The following is a 15143-nucleotide window of genomic DNA, read 5'->3' on the forward strand; positions in this document are numbered from 1 at the left end:
TCCTTAATAACTTGGATAAGGCAAATAGACGTCCGTCTCATTTTGCTGTTTTTCTTCGACTAGTTTTGCTAACTGTTGATTGTCCCAATTCAACTCAAACACTGCTGTTTCATCATCTGCATCAAGAAAATCTAAGAGATCACTTTGCCCTTGCGCTAATACTTCGTTCAAATACTCAATCAATGCATCAATGACCGATTTGATTATCCCTTTCTTTCCTTCATAAGGAATAACCGCTAAATAATCTTTTTCATCAAAATGGGATTTTTGTGGATTGAACAATAAAATACCATCTTCAAATTCAATGATTTCTTCTTCGGAAACTACACCTTCGGCATCATCGATTTCCAAATGCGCTTTATTTTCTGCAAATAGTCGGACAATGATTTCAATCGTATGGTTTTTCGTATCCCAGTCTAATGCCACATCATAATCAGTGATCGTTTTTTCGATTGTTTTGTCTAAGTAGTCTAGTAAGTTTGTTTTTTTCATTTTTTCTTCCTCCAGCCCCAGTCTTCCTCCACCAGGTTCTTTCTTTGTAATGATAGATATGGATTTCCAGCCACTACAAAACGTAATGGTTTGTCTGTCCATTCTCCTTTGTTAGGAATACCGATCCTTGGCAAAGCCATGATTTTCTTAGGTATTTTTGTTTTTTCAAAAACAAAATGCAACGGACTGTCTAAAATCGATTGTCCATAAAGTTCTTGTGGTAATCCTAATGCCGCTACCAATTTTCCGGGACCGTTACTAATATCAGGACCAGTCTTCCCACCTCTGTTAATGCTCATTTGAGCCACACCAGTTGCAGGCTCGATTGCACGGATCATTACCCCTTGTGGAATCCCTTCAGGTTGCGTAATAATATTTAAAATACGGTGGGTGTGCATCGTATAAAGATAAATCGTTCCTGGCTTTTCATACATCGCTGCCACTCGTGGGGTTCTGCGCATCCCAAAACTATGAGCCGCTTCATCTTCTGGACCAAGATATGCCTCTGCATCAACGATGTAACCACCAACGGTACCAGTTGGCGTAACATATTCTAAATACATCCCTAAAAGATCTCTGGCAACTTCGGGTGTTGTTTTATTCAATAAAAGTTCATCTAATTGCTCTTTATTTGTCATTTTATTCACCACCCTTATCATACACAATATTGAAAGCATAAGCTATGGAAACCAAGAAAAACCTACAGCAATAGACAGGCAGATAAGAATAGCCGAAAAATCCCAAAAATAGGAAGAACTATCTTCGGATTCTCCGGCTTATTTTTCAGAACTAGACACTTCTGTCACAGCCTTTTATAGGATTTTACATAGACCGTTCAAACCAGAACAAGGTTTAGCATTCATTATTTACCGAGCACCAGTCGGCGAGTATAGATCCCCTGACCAGAATGCATCACTGCATCATCAATGATCGACACGAGACGATCTTCACGTGTGACAGGAGGTGTCCAGTTGGAATCAATGACTTCATCAAGTGTTCCTTCATCGACTTGTTCCAAGTACTCAATCGTCAATGAAACACTATTAGCTAAATAATCTGTAAGTAGTTTTTTGTCTGTTACGACGACTTTTTTTGCTTCCGCAGGTGTGTGTTGCCAATCTTGCGTATCATCAGGCAGATCTAATGCAAATTTTCCAGACCAGTCTTGACTAAACCACAGTGGTTCACTATTTTTCAAATCGGATATTTGAAGGTCTAATTCTCGAGCAGTATGCCAGATCAGCCAAGTTACTGATTTGATCAAAGGTGCCGGCATCGTATTTGCTTCTGCTACATCTAGCTGGTCTAACGTTTCTTCAAACCGTTCTTGTGCTCGTAACAATGTTTCACTCAATAATCGTGTCGCTTTCATTTTTTTCCTCCTCTAAGCCATCTATGTCTTCACTCCCTTTATTTTACCTCAAATCAGAATAAACGAGGAAACTGGTGCTTTATTTTAAAAGTCCCCCAGTCCTTTCAATAAGGATCCTCTCTGTTAAACTTAGCTTGAATATGAGTAAACTCGTTTCCTTTCACTTTTACGGTTTACGGCGTTCTAAATTAGCGTTACCATAAAGTGGATTGTCTTAATGTATGGTATAATTAACGAACGAAAAATAAAAAAAGGAGGCCGTTTTATGCAGCAACCTTTAGCTTATCGGATGCGTCCACGAACGATCGATGAAGTCGTAGGACAAGAACATTTAGTTGGTGAAGGAAAAATTATTCGGCGAATGGTTGATGCCAAAATGCTGTCTTCCATGATTTTATATGGTCCACCAGGAACTGGTAAAACCAGTATTGCTAGTGCGATTGCTGGCTCAACCAAATTTGCCTTTCGCATGCTCAATGCAGCAACTGATTCCAAGAAAGACTTACAAGTAGTTGCCGAAGAAGCCAAAATGAGTGGCACTGTCATTCTCTTACTTGATGAAATCCATCGTCTTGATAAAACGAAACAAGATTTTTTGCTCCCTCATCTGGAAAATGGACGGATCATCATGATTGGCGCAACAACTGAAAACCCCTATATCACGATTAATCCTGCTATTCGCAGTCGAACACAGATTTTTGAAGTAAAACCCTTAAACGAATTAGATATCCAGCAAGCGGTTCGATCAGCTCTAAGTGATAAAGAGCGTGGACTTGGTAATCTAGCTATTGAATTAGACGAAAACGCTTTGCTTCATCTATCACGGGCAACGAACGGCGATCTTCGAAGCACACTCAACGGCTTGGAATTAGCGGCTCGTTCGACCGAGCCAAATGAACAGGGCATCATTCACTTGACGCTAACGATCGTTGAAGAATGTATCCAACGAAAAGCCCTCACTCATGATAAAGACGGAGATGCTCATTATGATGTGATTTCAGCTTTTCAAAAATCGATCCGAGGAAGCGATGTTGACGCAGCACTTCATTATTTAGCCCGTTTGGTTGAAGCTGGTGACCTGGCAAGTATCTGTCGGCGCTTGATGGTGATTGGTTATGAAGATATTGGTCTAGGAAATCCTGCTGCCGCAGCTAGAACTGTCAATGCTGTCTTAGCTGCTGAACGTCTAGGACTTCCCGAAGCAAGGATTCCTTTAGCAGATGCCGTAGTTGATCTTTGTCTCTCTCCTAAATCAAATTCTGCTTATGCCGCTTTAGATGAAGCGATTGCTGATATCCGCTCAGGCAACGCTGGCGAAGTGCCCGATCATTTACGAGACAGTCATTACCAAGGAGCCAAGGCATTGAATCGTGGGATTGGTTATCAATACCCTCACAATTTTGATCAAGCCTGGGTGAACCAACAATATTTACCCGACAAATTAAAACAAGCGTCTTATTATCATCCGAAGACTACAGGAAAATATGAACAAGCCCTTGGGCAACAATATCAGCGAATCAAAGAATGGAAAAAATCAGGAGGCAATAAGCCAACGACATAGACTTGATTTTCCATGAGCGCTCTCATTGCTCTTTTTATTTCCATATGCTACTATAGAGGTGGGAAATCTGTGATGTTCGAATTGTCCTCTTTGTGTGTTGACCGAACATTTTTATTGATATCTTGGGACCCGTCTTGTGTCACTGCTGGTAACATGCCTTATCATTTGGTAGTTCGAGGCTACGACCGTGGGACCCACCTGCTTGAATTCGCGGGATCAATACTACAGGACGAACAACGGCATTAACGGAGATTACCATTTTTTGAAGATTAAGGGGCTATGCCAATTACTTGGTACAGCTCCTTTTTTTTCGAGTAGATCCCTTGAAAAACATTATTTGACCAATCTTTAGACTTTTGGAGGAATTTCTATGATTCAACTTTTAATGGGCATTGCCGCATTATTATTATTATTTGTTAGCTATTATTTATTAAAAAAACAACCCATCTTTTTCGTATTAATAGAAGAAACAGAAAAAAATCGTGGCTATTTACAATTCTATGGTGCCATTTACGCTTTCCTAGGGGTGTTAGGTATTTTTGTCGCCTTCTTCAATCAACGATTTATTGCTTTGGCTTACCTGCTCTTGGTCATTATTGTTGCTTCTGTCTTCAGTTTTACTTTCGCTCGGAAAATGGTCAAACCAAACAGTAAATAATTCTCTTTTTGTTCAACTTGTTTTACAATAGAATTATAAATGATTGATTTATCTGAAGGAGTGAATGCTTATGTTACAACAGTACAAAAAAATTATGGTTGCCGTAGATGGCTCTGATGAAGCTGAATTAGCTTTTAAAAAAGCCGTAAACGTTGCTATCAGAAATAATGGAGAACTTTTATTAGCACACGTGATTGATACTCGTTCTTTCCAAACCGTTTCATCATTTGATGGCATGTTGGCAGAGCAAGCAACTGAAATGGCGAAGCAAACGCTAGCTGATTATGAAGCAAATGCTAAAAAAGCGGGATTGAACAATGTTACTACCGTGATTGAATACGGCTCGCCGAAACAAATCATCGCTAAAGAAATTCCTGAGGATAACCATGTAGATTTAATCATGTTAGGTGCAACAGGATTGAATGCTGTTGAACGTCTATTTATTGGTTCTGTTTCAGAATATGTGATTCGTAACGCCACTTGTGATGTTCTAGTGGTACGTACTGATTTAGAGAATAAATTACCTGAAAAAGAATGATTAATTACTAAACAAGCGGTTGTGACAAAAGTAAAGAATACTTTTGTCACAACCGCTTTTATTTATTTTTACATATGCTAAAGAGCTTGGCACGTTCTTTTGTTCCAAGCTCTTTTTTAGATTATTTATCCAATCAATCATTTTTTCTAACCTAATCGATTTCATGATAAAAATATTTCTTTGTCATCAATTCGCCTATTTATTTCCTTTAGGAAGTACAATAATGTGCGCATCATTATAAGCTTTTTGTGCTTCTTGTACTTTCGCTAACAGTCTGTCTTTATAAGGTCCATCCACAAGACGGTGGACAAGATTCAATGCAGTATTAATATCATTTTGAGTATTGTTTGTACTTGGTTTACCATTAAAAAACAGACGATCCACCACTGGCGTTGCGTTTGATACAGCAATTAACTGATCGTATTTTTCATGCAATTCATTGGTCGTATAGCCTTCTAAAAATGGAATGTTTATATAAGGAAGTTCACCTAGTTTTTCTGCAAGATCGATCATTTCTTCTGTTGTAAAACTACCTTTAGGATTACCGATATCTCCATCAATAAAGTGTTTATCCATCGTCTCATTCGCAACTTGCCATTTTTGCATCAATGTATCGTATGCTTTTTGTGCTTGATTGACTTTTTCCAATAACGCTGTTTTTTGATCACTATCTGGTAAGCTTTCGACTTGTTGTTTCGCCGCATCAATTTGAGCTTTAGTATTGCCTACTTTTGCTCCATTTCCATCAAACAAATTATTTACTATCGTTAAAGCATCTTCGATTGCTGAATTCAAGATAGAAACTTGTTTGCTCAAAATTTCTTTCCCTTGTTCATCTAAGCTCACTAAAGTAATTGTTTTAGACGTTGCTGATACTTTATTTTTTGCATATACTTCAAATCGATTATTCTTTAACAACTTAAATCCTGGGAAGTACTCTTTTCCATCTACTATCAATTTGAATTTCTTGACATTGCCGGTCACGCTTCCTGTAATATAATCAGTGTTTACTTTATAATAATCTACAACTAAGCTTGGAGCGTTAAGGGTGATTTCTTGCATGCCGATTTCTATACCTTCAGCATTTAAAACTTTTAAAATCACTTTTTTGGAATCTACTGTTACTTTATTTTTTGCATACACTTCAAAATTATTATTCTCTAAAAGTTTAAATCCTGGTGTATATTCTTTGCCATCAACAATTAATTTGAATTGTTTAGCCTCACCTGCAATTTGACCTTTGATGTAATCTTTACCTACTGTATATTCTTCCACCGTTAATTTAGGTGATTGTACAGCAACTTCTCTTGTACCTGTTTCTTTTCCATTTGAATCAAAACTTTTCACTGTAACTGTTTTTGTTGTCGAAGGAATCCTTTTCCCAATATAAAGTTGAAATTTATTGTTTGCTAATAATTTAAATCCTGGTGTGTATTCTTTGCCATCAACAATCAACTTGAACTTCTTGATTTTCCCACTGTATTCTCCCGTCATATGGACATTTCCATAATGATAAACATCCACTTTGAATGCATTTACTCTATCATCCAAAGCTGCTTGAGCGATTTCTAATTTTTTCAATAATTGTGCTTTAACAGGAGATATATTATTTACCGCATCTACTTTTCTTCTAGCTTCATCTATTGCTTCTTGAGTATTACTTTCTTTGGGAGTGTCTCCATTAAAGAGCTGATTTACAGCTTCTACCGCTTGTTTTTCTGCAGGATCTTGGACAATATGTGCATCATTATAAGCTTTTTGTGCTTCTTGTACTTTCGCTAATAGTCTGTCTTTATAAGGTCCATCCACAAGACGGTGGACAAGATTCAATGCAGTATTAATATCATTTTGAGTATTGTTTGTACTTGGTTTACCATTAAAAAACAGACGATCCACCACTGGCGTTGCGTTTGATACAGCAATTAACTGATCGTATTTTTCATGCAATTCATTGGTCGTATAGCCTTCTAAAAATGGAATGTTTATATAAGGAAGTTCACCTAGTTTTTCTGCAAGATCGATCATTTCTTCTGTTGTAAAACTACCTTTAGGATTACCGATATCTCCATCAATAAAGTGTTTATCCATCGTCTCATTCGCAACTTGCCATTTTTGCATCAATGTATCGTATGCTTTTTGTGCTTGATTGACTTTTTCCAACAACGCTGTTTTTTGATCACTATCTGGTAAGCTTTCGACTTGTTGTTTCGCCGCATCAATTTGAGCTTTAGTATTGCCTACTTTTGCTCCATTTCCATCAAATAGATTATTGACTGCATCAGTAGCCTGTTGAATCACTTCATCTGCAAGTGTATTCTTCTGTTCCGGTACTGGCACACTTGATGCGTTCTGTTCTTTTGTAGTGGAAGATGTTGTTGTTTCTTCTACTTTTTTATTTTCTTTTTCTTCTGAAGCGTGTGTTTGACTTGTTTCACTCGCCTGACTTGATTGATTTGATTGATTTGCTTCTTCTTTTTTCTCATTTTTTTCCGAAGTAGTAATAGTGATGCCTTCTCCCGCCCCATTTTGATCTGCATGGACCATTGGTGTCACTACTCCAGATAAACTAGATAATACTAATGCACTCGTAGTTGAAAACGACACTAAATTCTTTTTCAAGTTCCCCTTTTTCAATTAAAAACCACCCTTTTTTGTTTATTTGATTTAAGGAAATAATAACCTATTCGGGCTCGCTATTTTTTTAATTATTTAAAAAAAAATGTCATTTTTTTAAATAGACTATTTTATAAAATAAAAAACAATGTTAAAGTTACTCACTTCGGTAAAAAAATTTTTGTTTGTGACACTGGCTGTTCTTCTATTTCTATTCAAGTAACTTTTTATACGAGTCGTTAATGCTTCAGCTATAAAAATAGTCAGTCTTTATTCGTTGAATCAATGAAAACCACTTGCTTACTAACGATTTCTTTTCCTTGTTCATCTAAACTAATCAAAGTAATAGATTTAGTTAGCGCCGATACCTTGTTTTTCGCGTAGACTTCAAATTGATTATCCTTTAACAATTTAAATCCTGGAAAATACTCTTTCCCATCCACTACTAACTTAAATTTCTTTACTGCCCCAGCATAGGTACCTGTAATATATTCATTTCCTAATTTATAGTCATTTATATCTAAGTAGGGAGATTGGACTCTAACTAAACCAGATTTTAACAAATCTCCTTCTGAATTCAGAGCAACCAAAACGACTCTTTTACTTCCACGTAATATTTTATCTTTCGCATAGACTTCAAATTGATTATTCGCTAATCGTCTAAAACCTGGAGTGTATTCTTTCGTGCTTCCTGTGGTCCCCACCCTCAATTTAAATTTAGCAACATCACCAATAAACTCACCTTTGACATAGTTTTCTCCTAATGTGTAATTGTTAATGGTGAGTTTCGGTGCTTGAACTGAAACGTTTTGAGAACTTGTCTCTTTTCCTTTTTTATCAAAGATTTTTACTGTGACTGAAAAAATTGAAGGCGGAATTTTCTTTCCAATATAAAGTTTGTACTGATTATTTGGTAACAAAGTAAAACCTGGGGTATATTCTTTATCGCCAACAATCAATTCAAATTGATTGATTTCCCCTTCATAAGCACCAGTCATATATACGTTTCCATAAATATAGGGGTCGATTGTACAGGAAGGAGTTTTTTCGTCAAATTCTTTTTGTCCATTTTTTTCTTTAGAATTTGTCATTTTAGTCTGTTTTGAATCATACATTTCTTGCGCTTGAACAATTTTTTCAAATAATTTTGTTTTTTGTACACTTTCTGTTAATTCCATTACTTGTAGCTTTACTTCATTAATTTTTGCTTGGGTATTACTTGTTTTTGCTCCTGTTTCATCAAACAGAAGTTTCACTGCCTCAGTCGCTTTCTTAACGTTTTGATCATTAGGAATGTTCGTTTGTTTCACATCTGAATGTTCACCTGAAATATTTGCCTGGCTGATTTCACTTTTCATTGTTTTCTTTCCTGAGACTTCATTTTGTTCTGCGTATACAAATGGACTGGCAGTTATAGATGAATTAGCTAATATTAGTACACTCATAATCGTTATCGTTAATCGATTTGTTTTTCTCAATTCAATCTCCTCCCTTTTTTTCATAATACTTTATTTTATTTCTATATTTTTTATTGATTTAAAAAAGAACATTTCTTTTTTTCAATCAATCACTTTTTATAGACAAAACAAAAAAACGAAGTGAACAATGTTCACTTCGGAAAAAATTTATTCTTAAAATTATGATACGTTCGTTACACTATTTCATACCTAAAAAAGGCTAACAACTATTTCATTAGAATATTTATTTACGTAAACGTTCCACGTCACGAGCGATCATCAATTCTTCATCAGTTGGAATGACAAGTACTTTGACTTTTGAATCTTTTGTGGAGATATCTAATTCTTCCCCACGTTTTTTATTCATTTCAGGATCAATTTCACAACCAAACCATGTCATGCCTTTAATGATTTCACTACGGACGTGCCCATCATTTTCGCCAATTCCAGCAGTGAAAACAATTGCGTCAACGCCGTTCATCGTTGTCACATATCCACCAATATATTTACGGATACGGTCTACAAAGATGTCATATGCCAAATGGATATGCTCTTGTTCATAGTTTTTCTCAAGGTCACGCATGTCACTTGATAAACCTGTTAGACCTAACAAACCTGATTTTTTATTTAAAATGTTGACCATTTCATCAATATCAATCTCTAATTTTTCCATTAGATAAGGTAAAACAGCTGGATCGATGTCCCCTGAGCGTGTTCCCATTGTTACACCTGCCAGTGGTGTGAATCCCATCGAAGTATCAACTGATTTTCCACCATCTACTGCCGTAATTGAAACACCATTCCCTAAGTGACAAGTGATCAATTTCAACTCTTCGATTGGTTTCTCTAACATCTTAGCCGCACGTTCTGCTACATAGCGATGACTTGTACCATGGAAGCCATATTTTCTTACTTTGAAATCTTCATAGTAAGAAACAGGTAAGCTATACAAATAACTGCTTTTTGGCATTGTTGCGTGGAATGACGTGTCAAACACAGCCACACTTTGGATATCAGGTAAGATTTTTTTAAATGCTTTGATACCCATTAAGTTAGCAGGGTTATGCAATGGTGCAAACTCTGCCAATTCTTCAATGCGATCCATCACAGCTTCATCCACGATTACAGAATCAGCATAAGTTTCTCCACCATGAACCACACGATGTCCTACACCAGTGATTTCATCGTAAGAGCTTAAGATTTGTAATGCAATCAGTTGATCTAACAACATTTTTACTGCTACTTCATGATCATCGATGTCCATGATTTTCTCAAATTTTTGATCTTCACCATATTTGATCGTAAAAATTGAATCTTCTAAACCGATTCTTTCGACAATTCCTTTAGCAATTACGGTTTCTTCTGGCATTTGATATAGCTGCCATTTTAAACTTGAACTTCCAGCGTTGATAGCAATTGTTTTAGACATATAATTCTCCTTCTTAGTGCGTGATTAAAGAGAAGACGATTTCCATGTTTCAAATTCTTTAAAAAATTCAGTCACCTTCTCTGGTTTCTTTAGTGAATCAAGTTTTACAAGTAATACTTCTTGTGCTTGTTTTGCCTTTGTTCCTTTTTTCTGCAAGATCAAAATACTTTTTTGTGATTGCTTGTTACGGAATAATTCATCTGGTAATTGGATCATTCCTTGAAGATATCCTTCTTCTTTAAACCATCTTTTGACTTCTTCACTTTGTTCTGTTTCTAAGAAGTTACTTGGCATCAAAAACAGACCGAATCCATCTGGTTTGACATACTTCATTGCCTGTTCTAATAGCAGATGATGGGCATAACTATGCCCTTGTGTGGTGCTTGTTAAAAACTCTTTTGCTTTTTGATCATTCGGATAATAACCAATCGGTAAATCGCTGATAGCTACATCCACTGGATCAATCAGTAATTCTTGTAAGCCATCTTGGTGAAAATATTGAACATTCGCCTGAGTCAGATCACTTGTTGAAGCAGCAACCGCTAATAACGTATCGTCAATATCTACACCCATCCCTTCCGCTTGGTATCCCGCACTTGATAGGTTTAAAAGAACTGTTAATAACAAGTTGCCCATTCCTGCTGCAATGTCCAAAATCTTGATTGGCTCTTCTTTATTTGTGAATAGCTGTTCAATTAAAAAGACAAATAAAAAACCAATACTATCTGGAGTAAGTTGATGGTTCGCTTGAAGATGTTCTGTCTGACTCCCCTTTAGTAACAGTAGTTGTGACAGACGGCGCCACTCTTCTGGTTCAAAGGAAAGTTGACTGAGTTCTTTATACAAAGCAGAAATCTGTTGCTTGATTTCTTCAGACGGTACTCCATCTACCACTCGTACTTGATAGTTGTCGATTAAGTTTTCAGCATTTTCGACATAGGCTTCTAAAAAGGAAGTTCCCAATGCATTTTGTAAAAGCTGAATCGCTTTTAGGTTTTGTTCAAACCCCTGTTCCATTTTTTCTGGTAACATGGTGCACCTCATTTCTAGATATATTATAACAATTATTTTACCTGTTTAATTTTAACGAACTATGAGCAAAATTTCAATCGTTTTCACACTTTTTTGTTTGTGAAATAAAAAACATAAACGTTATGTAAACAGCGGTAACACAGAAAAGAGTGCGTTTTCATGGATTCACTCGCTTTCTGTGTTACTTTCTGTATCACTGTTAAGCATTTCCATGAACTGAAAATGCTGAGATTCGATCTGAATTTCGATCGTTAGCTGATTCGCTTTTCTTTTGTAATGAGCCTTTCCTAAATTATATTGATACATTCCCTGTTCTTTCAACTCGTTACTTTCAGATAAAACCATTTGTTTGATTATTTTTGCTACATAATAATTTTTGGTGCGTTGATTCAAATCTACTGTCGAGCGATAAGTTTGTACAATGATCGACAATAAGGAACTACAAACTAAAAACAATAGTAAGGTTGAGAATAAGATATTACTACTGAACCCCTTGTTATGCTTTTTATGATAGTGGCTTGGTCCAAATTCCCTCATACTTTTCTCCGTTTATAAATTCGATTAAAAATGTGATAGCTGCAGTAGAATCTCTCACTTCCCAATGCTTAACTTGTGTCAACACAGGTTGGTGTCCCCCTGATACTTCTCGTTTACGTATCAACGCATGATATTGCTCAAATAAATAGGTTTTCTTTTCCAACTCATAATAAATACGGTTATCTTTAATGACGACATTTTTTCCTTTTTTTATTTCTTCTTCAAACTGAGCTAAAAAAATCAGCCACTCTTTTTGATCCTTTCGTTGTAAATATTGTTCCACTTTCGTTGTTTGCCTGATTAAAAGACTGATTGAAAGTAAAATAGCACTTAAAATGGCAAGCGAAATCAAACATTCAATCAGTGTAAAGGCAGCTTTATTCTGGTATTTTGGTAATCTCAATCACTTTGTCTCCTTGTGTGAGCTTCACTTTTTCGATCTTTTTCTTTTTAGCGGTTATGGTTGTCTGACTATCTGGTCCATTTAACGTTCGATTCGGTATTTGTTCATACATTCGGTAGGTTTTTACATCTTCATATAGCCTGCGAAGTAATAAGATTTCCTGATTATTTTGCTTTTCTGCATTTAATAAATACAAATTCCCATGGCTGACAAGAAAGATACACGATAAGGTAATGGATAAAGCCATTACTGTTTCTAATAGAACAAAAGCATGTCTATTCGATTTTTTTAATATATCGGCCACTCCCTAGCTGAAATTGATAAACGATTGTTTGTCTTTTATTTGTCCAATAGAACCGATAGGCTTGCAATGAACTTTCATTGCCGGTTCCCGAAGCGAATATGAGCTTTTCCATCTGTTGGACAGTAATTTCATCTGGCACCTCTAAAGTTGACCAACCGAGATTTGGATTAGGTACGTCAAAAACAATTTGATTCTTTGATTGATCGTAAAAGATTCTTGTAGCTTGTTGGCTGACAATGGCTATTTTCTGCGTGGCATATATCCTACTTTCAAATTGTGCAAAAAATTGCTCTATTGTCATCTGCTTTTGCCAAGCTGAGACCGAAAGTGAAGGGAATAGAAATAATCCTAAAGTGATCGTCAAAACAAATAAGGTTTCAATCAAAGTATAACCAGTAAAGCAAATTGGTTTATTTGCGGTTATAGGCATCTGCATGTTCTTGCTTTATATATCCCTCCTTTAAGAGTTCTGCGATCGTTGGGACTTTCCCATTATTTTGCAAAGAGTACAATTCTTTTTGAGCATCGACCAATTGCATCACTGCTTGTTTGCCTTCTCGATTGACATGATCTCGATAGCGGGAAATATTAGGGATGAACAAGAGAACTAATGCACTGATCACTAATAAGACGATCAGCATTTCGATCAACGTAAAACTCTCAACATTCCTTAATTGTTTTCGTCTGAAATTGACTAGATATTTCATAATAAAACCTCCTCAATGTTGCCATAAACCGGCAGTAAAATTGCTGCATAAATCAATAGAATCAAGCTGGCAATTCCTAGAAAAAGGACTGGCTGTATCCATGAAAGTCCACGGTTCACCTTTTGGAAAAAATGCTGTCTTGCTAATTTACTGTAAAACAAAAGTTCTTTACCTAAGTTTCCTTTTGCTTCCCCTTGTAAAACGATTTGACTAAATTCAGCCGTTAAAAATGAATAAGTCTCAAACTGCTGTGCTAAAGAAATTCCTGATTCTAACCCTTTTGTCAGACGAAATGCTAATAGTTGGATCAAACTCCCTTGTTTTGTTTCTTTCAAACAAAAAATAATTTGGCGCAATTCTAATCCCTCGTAGAATAATTTCCCAAATTCTAAAGCGATATAAGAAGACTGGTAGAGGGAAAAAAGCGAACCAATCAATGGTTTGTTGCTGAACCATTCCCCTCGTTGAATCATATCCATTTTTAGGAGCCTGATCTTGATAAACAGACATAATAAACCAACAGATAGTAAAACAAGAAGAACATACCAATGAAAGGACTGCAAGAATCGGATTCCCCAATGCGTATCCATGACCATTTCCGAAGTTAATAACTGTGGCAAAATAAATTGGCGTAATGCAACTAAGATCCCTAATAAAAACAAACACAGTAAACACGGGTAACTGATCATCTTTTTTAATTCTTTTCGAAATTCTGCTACGAGACGAAATTGTTCTGCCATCCCATTCAATGTTTGGATCAAGTTCCCATGCGCACTGGCTAACTCGATTTGCACAAGCTTGTCTTGAGTAAAACCCAATGCTTGTAGAACCTCATAAAAAGAATGTCCTTCTTGCAATAAACGGTGTCCTTGCTGTAAATAAATATGGGGGACAGGTGTGATCTTCAACAATATTTCCGTTGCTTCTTGAATACTAAATCCATGGTCAAGTAACTCCCCCATCAGTCGAATATACTTTGCTTGATGGTTCAGTGACATTTTCTTAGAAGGCAAACGATCGCCAGCGACTATTTTTTGCTTCTTCATAGCTTTGGTCCCACCCTTTCCTCTCAAAATCATTGTAGGTAAAGTTGTAACCCCATAAAGCCGCTGCTGCTTGTGTTTGGTCTAAAAGGATTTCTTGGTAGATTACGCCAGATAAACATTCAAAAAACTCATCGCTTCTGCCAACTAATTCAAGAATTCTCGCTTCGGTTCCATCTAAATGGCGGGCATGAACCGTCGCAAATACACGGTGACCTGTCAACGCTGCTCGAATTGCTACATTCGCTGTCTTGCTATCTCTGATTTCTCCAATGATCAATAAATCTGGACGATGACGTAACGCAAGCTTCAGCAATTCCTCATACGTTTGTTCGATTTTGTCGTTTACTTGTAATTGTAAAAAGGCTGTTTCTTCAATTTCTACTGGGTCCTCTATTGTAATTACTTGTACCTCTTTGTCTTGTGCCAAATAGTACATCAAAGAAGTTTTTCCTGATCCAACTGGTCCGCTGAACAAATAGAGCCCACGCTTTTTACTCCGCTCATTGATCACCTTTAAATCCTCAGGACAAAAACAGCGGAACTGTTTTTCAGACAAATCATAAAGTAATCGAATCACCAAACTTTCTCTTTGTAAGTAATCACCTACAGAAGACAGTCTCAGTCTGACCTCTTTTTCTTTTAAGACGTAAGTCATTGCACCTAATTGCGCTTTTCTTCTCTCACCGATATCCATCTCTCCTAAATATTTAAAGCGTGAGATTAATTGTTGTCCAATATCTGGTGCAATACTTTTTTGGAATGTTCGTTTTTTACTATAGCGGTAATAAATATTGAAATCAGTTTGATTAGGCATTATATAGATATCTTGAACACGTTTTTTATAACTTTCATTAATGAGATCATCTGATATCTCCTTTATATCCATCTTATCCCCTCCATAAAAAACATACGTCTTTTTTCTAATACTATTTTATTTTTGTATCATTAAATGCTAAAAGATGGGCAAAATCCGAATTTATGTTATACTATTAAA

The 15143-nt window shown here is 36.2% G+C and carries 17 protein-coding genes and 1 other RNA gene; 4 read left to right on the forward strand and 14 right to left on the reverse strand.

Going from position 1 to position 15143, the window contains the following annotated elements; genetic code table 11:
- Window positions 1–3: 3 nt before the first annotated feature.
- The 3 genes from AB3H93_RS08765 to AB3H93_RS08775 all read right to left on the reverse strand — a co-directional run bounded on the left by AB3H93_RS08765 (window position 4) and on the right by AB3H93_RS08775 (window position 1864).
- Entirely contained in the window at window positions 4–492 is a 489-nt protein-coding gene (locus AB3H93_RS08765; RefSeq protein ID WP_368020448.1) for a DUF3013 family protein, read from the reverse strand.
- Entirely contained in the window at window positions 489–1130 is a 642-nt protein-coding gene (locus AB3H93_RS08770; protein WP_053766269.1) for a DNA-3-methyladenine glycosylase, read from the reverse strand. Before AB3H93_RS08770 ends, AB3H93_RS08765 begins: the two co-directional genes overlap by 4 nt.
- Before the next feature lie 224 nt (window positions 1131–1354).
- Entirely contained in the window at window positions 1355–1864 is a 510-nt protein-coding gene (locus AB3H93_RS08775; RefSeq protein ID WP_053766268.1) for a DinB family protein, read from the reverse strand.
- Between the two features lie 265 nt (window positions 1865–2129).
- On the opposite strand from AB3H93_RS08775, the gene AB3H93_RS08780 reads away from it, so the two are divergent.
- The 4 genes from AB3H93_RS08780 to AB3H93_RS08795 all read left to right on the forward strand — a co-directional run bounded on the left by AB3H93_RS08780 (window position 2130) and on the right by AB3H93_RS08795 (window position 4621).
- Window positions 2130–3425: a replication-associated recombination protein A gene (locus AB3H93_RS08780; RefSeq protein ID WP_010720886.1), complete on the forward strand. Its 1296-nt coding sequence runs from the start codon at window positions 2130–2132 to the stop codon at window positions 3423–3425.
- A gap of 61 nt (window positions 3426–3486) precedes the next feature.
- Window positions 3487–3681, forward strand: a non-coding RNA gene (ssrS, locus tag AB3H93_RS08785) — 6S RNA.
- A 114-nt stretch (window positions 3682–3795) separates the two neighbouring features.
- Window positions 3796–4083 carry a hypothetical protein gene (locus tag AB3H93_RS08790; protein WP_010720887.1) on the forward strand — a complete coding sequence of 96 codons (288 nt, stop codon included), beginning with the start codon at window positions 3796–3798 and terminating at the stop codon, window positions 4081–4083.
- 70 nt (window positions 4084–4153) lie between these two features.
- Window positions 4154–4621, forward strand: a complete 468-nt coding sequence (locus AB3H93_RS08795) for a universal stress protein (protein ID WP_010720888.1) — start codon at window positions 4154–4156, stop codon at window positions 4619–4621.
- A 195-nt stretch (window positions 4622–4816) separates the two neighbouring features.
- Here AB3H93_RS08795 and AB3H93_RS08800 read toward each other — a convergent pair whose 3' ends face one another.
- From AB3H93_RS08800 to comGA, 11 genes are all read right to left on the reverse strand, one after another.
- Complete coding sequence (locus AB3H93_RS08800) at window positions 4817–7255, reverse strand: immunoglobulin-like domain-containing protein (protein ID WP_368020449.1); 2439 nt, start codon at window positions 7253–7255, stop codon at window positions 4817–4819.
- A gap of 242 nt (window positions 7256–7497) precedes the next feature.
- Window positions 7498–8712, reverse strand: coding sequence for an immunoglobulin-like domain-containing protein (locus tag AB3H93_RS08805; RefSeq protein ID WP_368020450.1), 1215 nt, complete (start codon window positions 8710–8712; stop codon window positions 7498–7500).
- Window positions 8713–8935: 223 nt separating this feature from the next.
- Window positions 8936–10120, reverse strand: coding sequence for an acetate/propionate family kinase (locus AB3H93_RS08810; RefSeq protein ID WP_010737077.1), 1185 nt, complete (start codon window positions 10118–10120; stop codon window positions 8936–8938).
- A gap of 24 nt (window positions 10121–10144) precedes the next feature.
- Entirely contained in the window at window positions 10145–11152 is a 1008-nt protein-coding gene (locus AB3H93_RS08815) for a class I SAM-dependent methyltransferase (RefSeq protein WP_010720892.1), read from the reverse strand.
- 165 nt (window positions 11153–11317) lie between these two features.
- Window positions 11318–11689: a competence type IV pilus minor pilin ComGG gene (comGG, locus tag AB3H93_RS08820; protein ID WP_034700733.1), complete on the reverse strand. Its 372-nt coding sequence runs from the start codon at window positions 11687–11689 to the stop codon at window positions 11318–11320.
- On the reverse strand, window positions 11658–12092 hold the full coding sequence (comGF, locus tag AB3H93_RS08825; RefSeq protein WP_368020451.1) for a competence type IV pilus minor pilin ComGF: 435 nt from the start codon (window positions 12090–12092) through the stop codon (window positions 11658–11660). The genes comGG and comGF overlap by 32 nt, the downstream gene beginning before the upstream one ends.
- Window positions 12067–12339, reverse strand: coding sequence for a hypothetical protein (locus tag AB3H93_RS08830; protein WP_368020452.1), 273 nt, complete (start codon window positions 12337–12339; stop codon window positions 12067–12069). Before AB3H93_RS08830 ends, comGF begins: the two co-directional genes overlap by 26 nt.
- Before the next feature lie 28 nt (window positions 12340–12367).
- Window positions 12368–12832, reverse strand: a complete 465-nt coding sequence (gene comGD / locus AB3H93_RS08835; protein WP_025480307.1) for a competence type IV pilus minor pilin ComGD — start codon at window positions 12830–12832, stop codon at window positions 12368–12370.
- Window positions 12807–13103: a competence type IV pilus major pilin ComGC gene (gene comGC / locus AB3H93_RS08840; RefSeq protein WP_010720897.1), complete on the reverse strand. Its 297-nt coding sequence runs from the start codon at window positions 13101–13103 to the stop codon at window positions 12807–12809. Before comGC ends, comGD begins: the two co-directional genes overlap by 26 nt.
- Window positions 13100–14149, reverse strand: a complete 1050-nt coding sequence (gene comGB / locus AB3H93_RS08845) for a competence type IV pilus assembly protein ComGB (RefSeq protein WP_010737072.1) — start codon at window positions 14147–14149, stop codon at window positions 13100–13102. Before comGB ends, comGC begins: the two co-directional genes overlap by 4 nt.
- On the reverse strand, window positions 14106–15035 hold the full coding sequence (comGA, locus tag AB3H93_RS08850; RefSeq protein WP_368020453.1) for a competence type IV pilus ATPase ComGA: 930 nt from the start codon (window positions 15033–15035) through the stop codon (window positions 14106–14108). The genes comGB and comGA overlap by 44 nt, the downstream gene beginning before the upstream one ends.
- Window positions 15036–15143: the final 108 nt, after the last annotated feature.

This window comes from Enterococcus sp. C74 (assembly GCF_040887125.1).
Lineage (GTDB): Bacteria > Bacillota > Bacilli > Lactobacillales > Enterococcaceae > Enterococcus_B > Enterococcus_B hirae.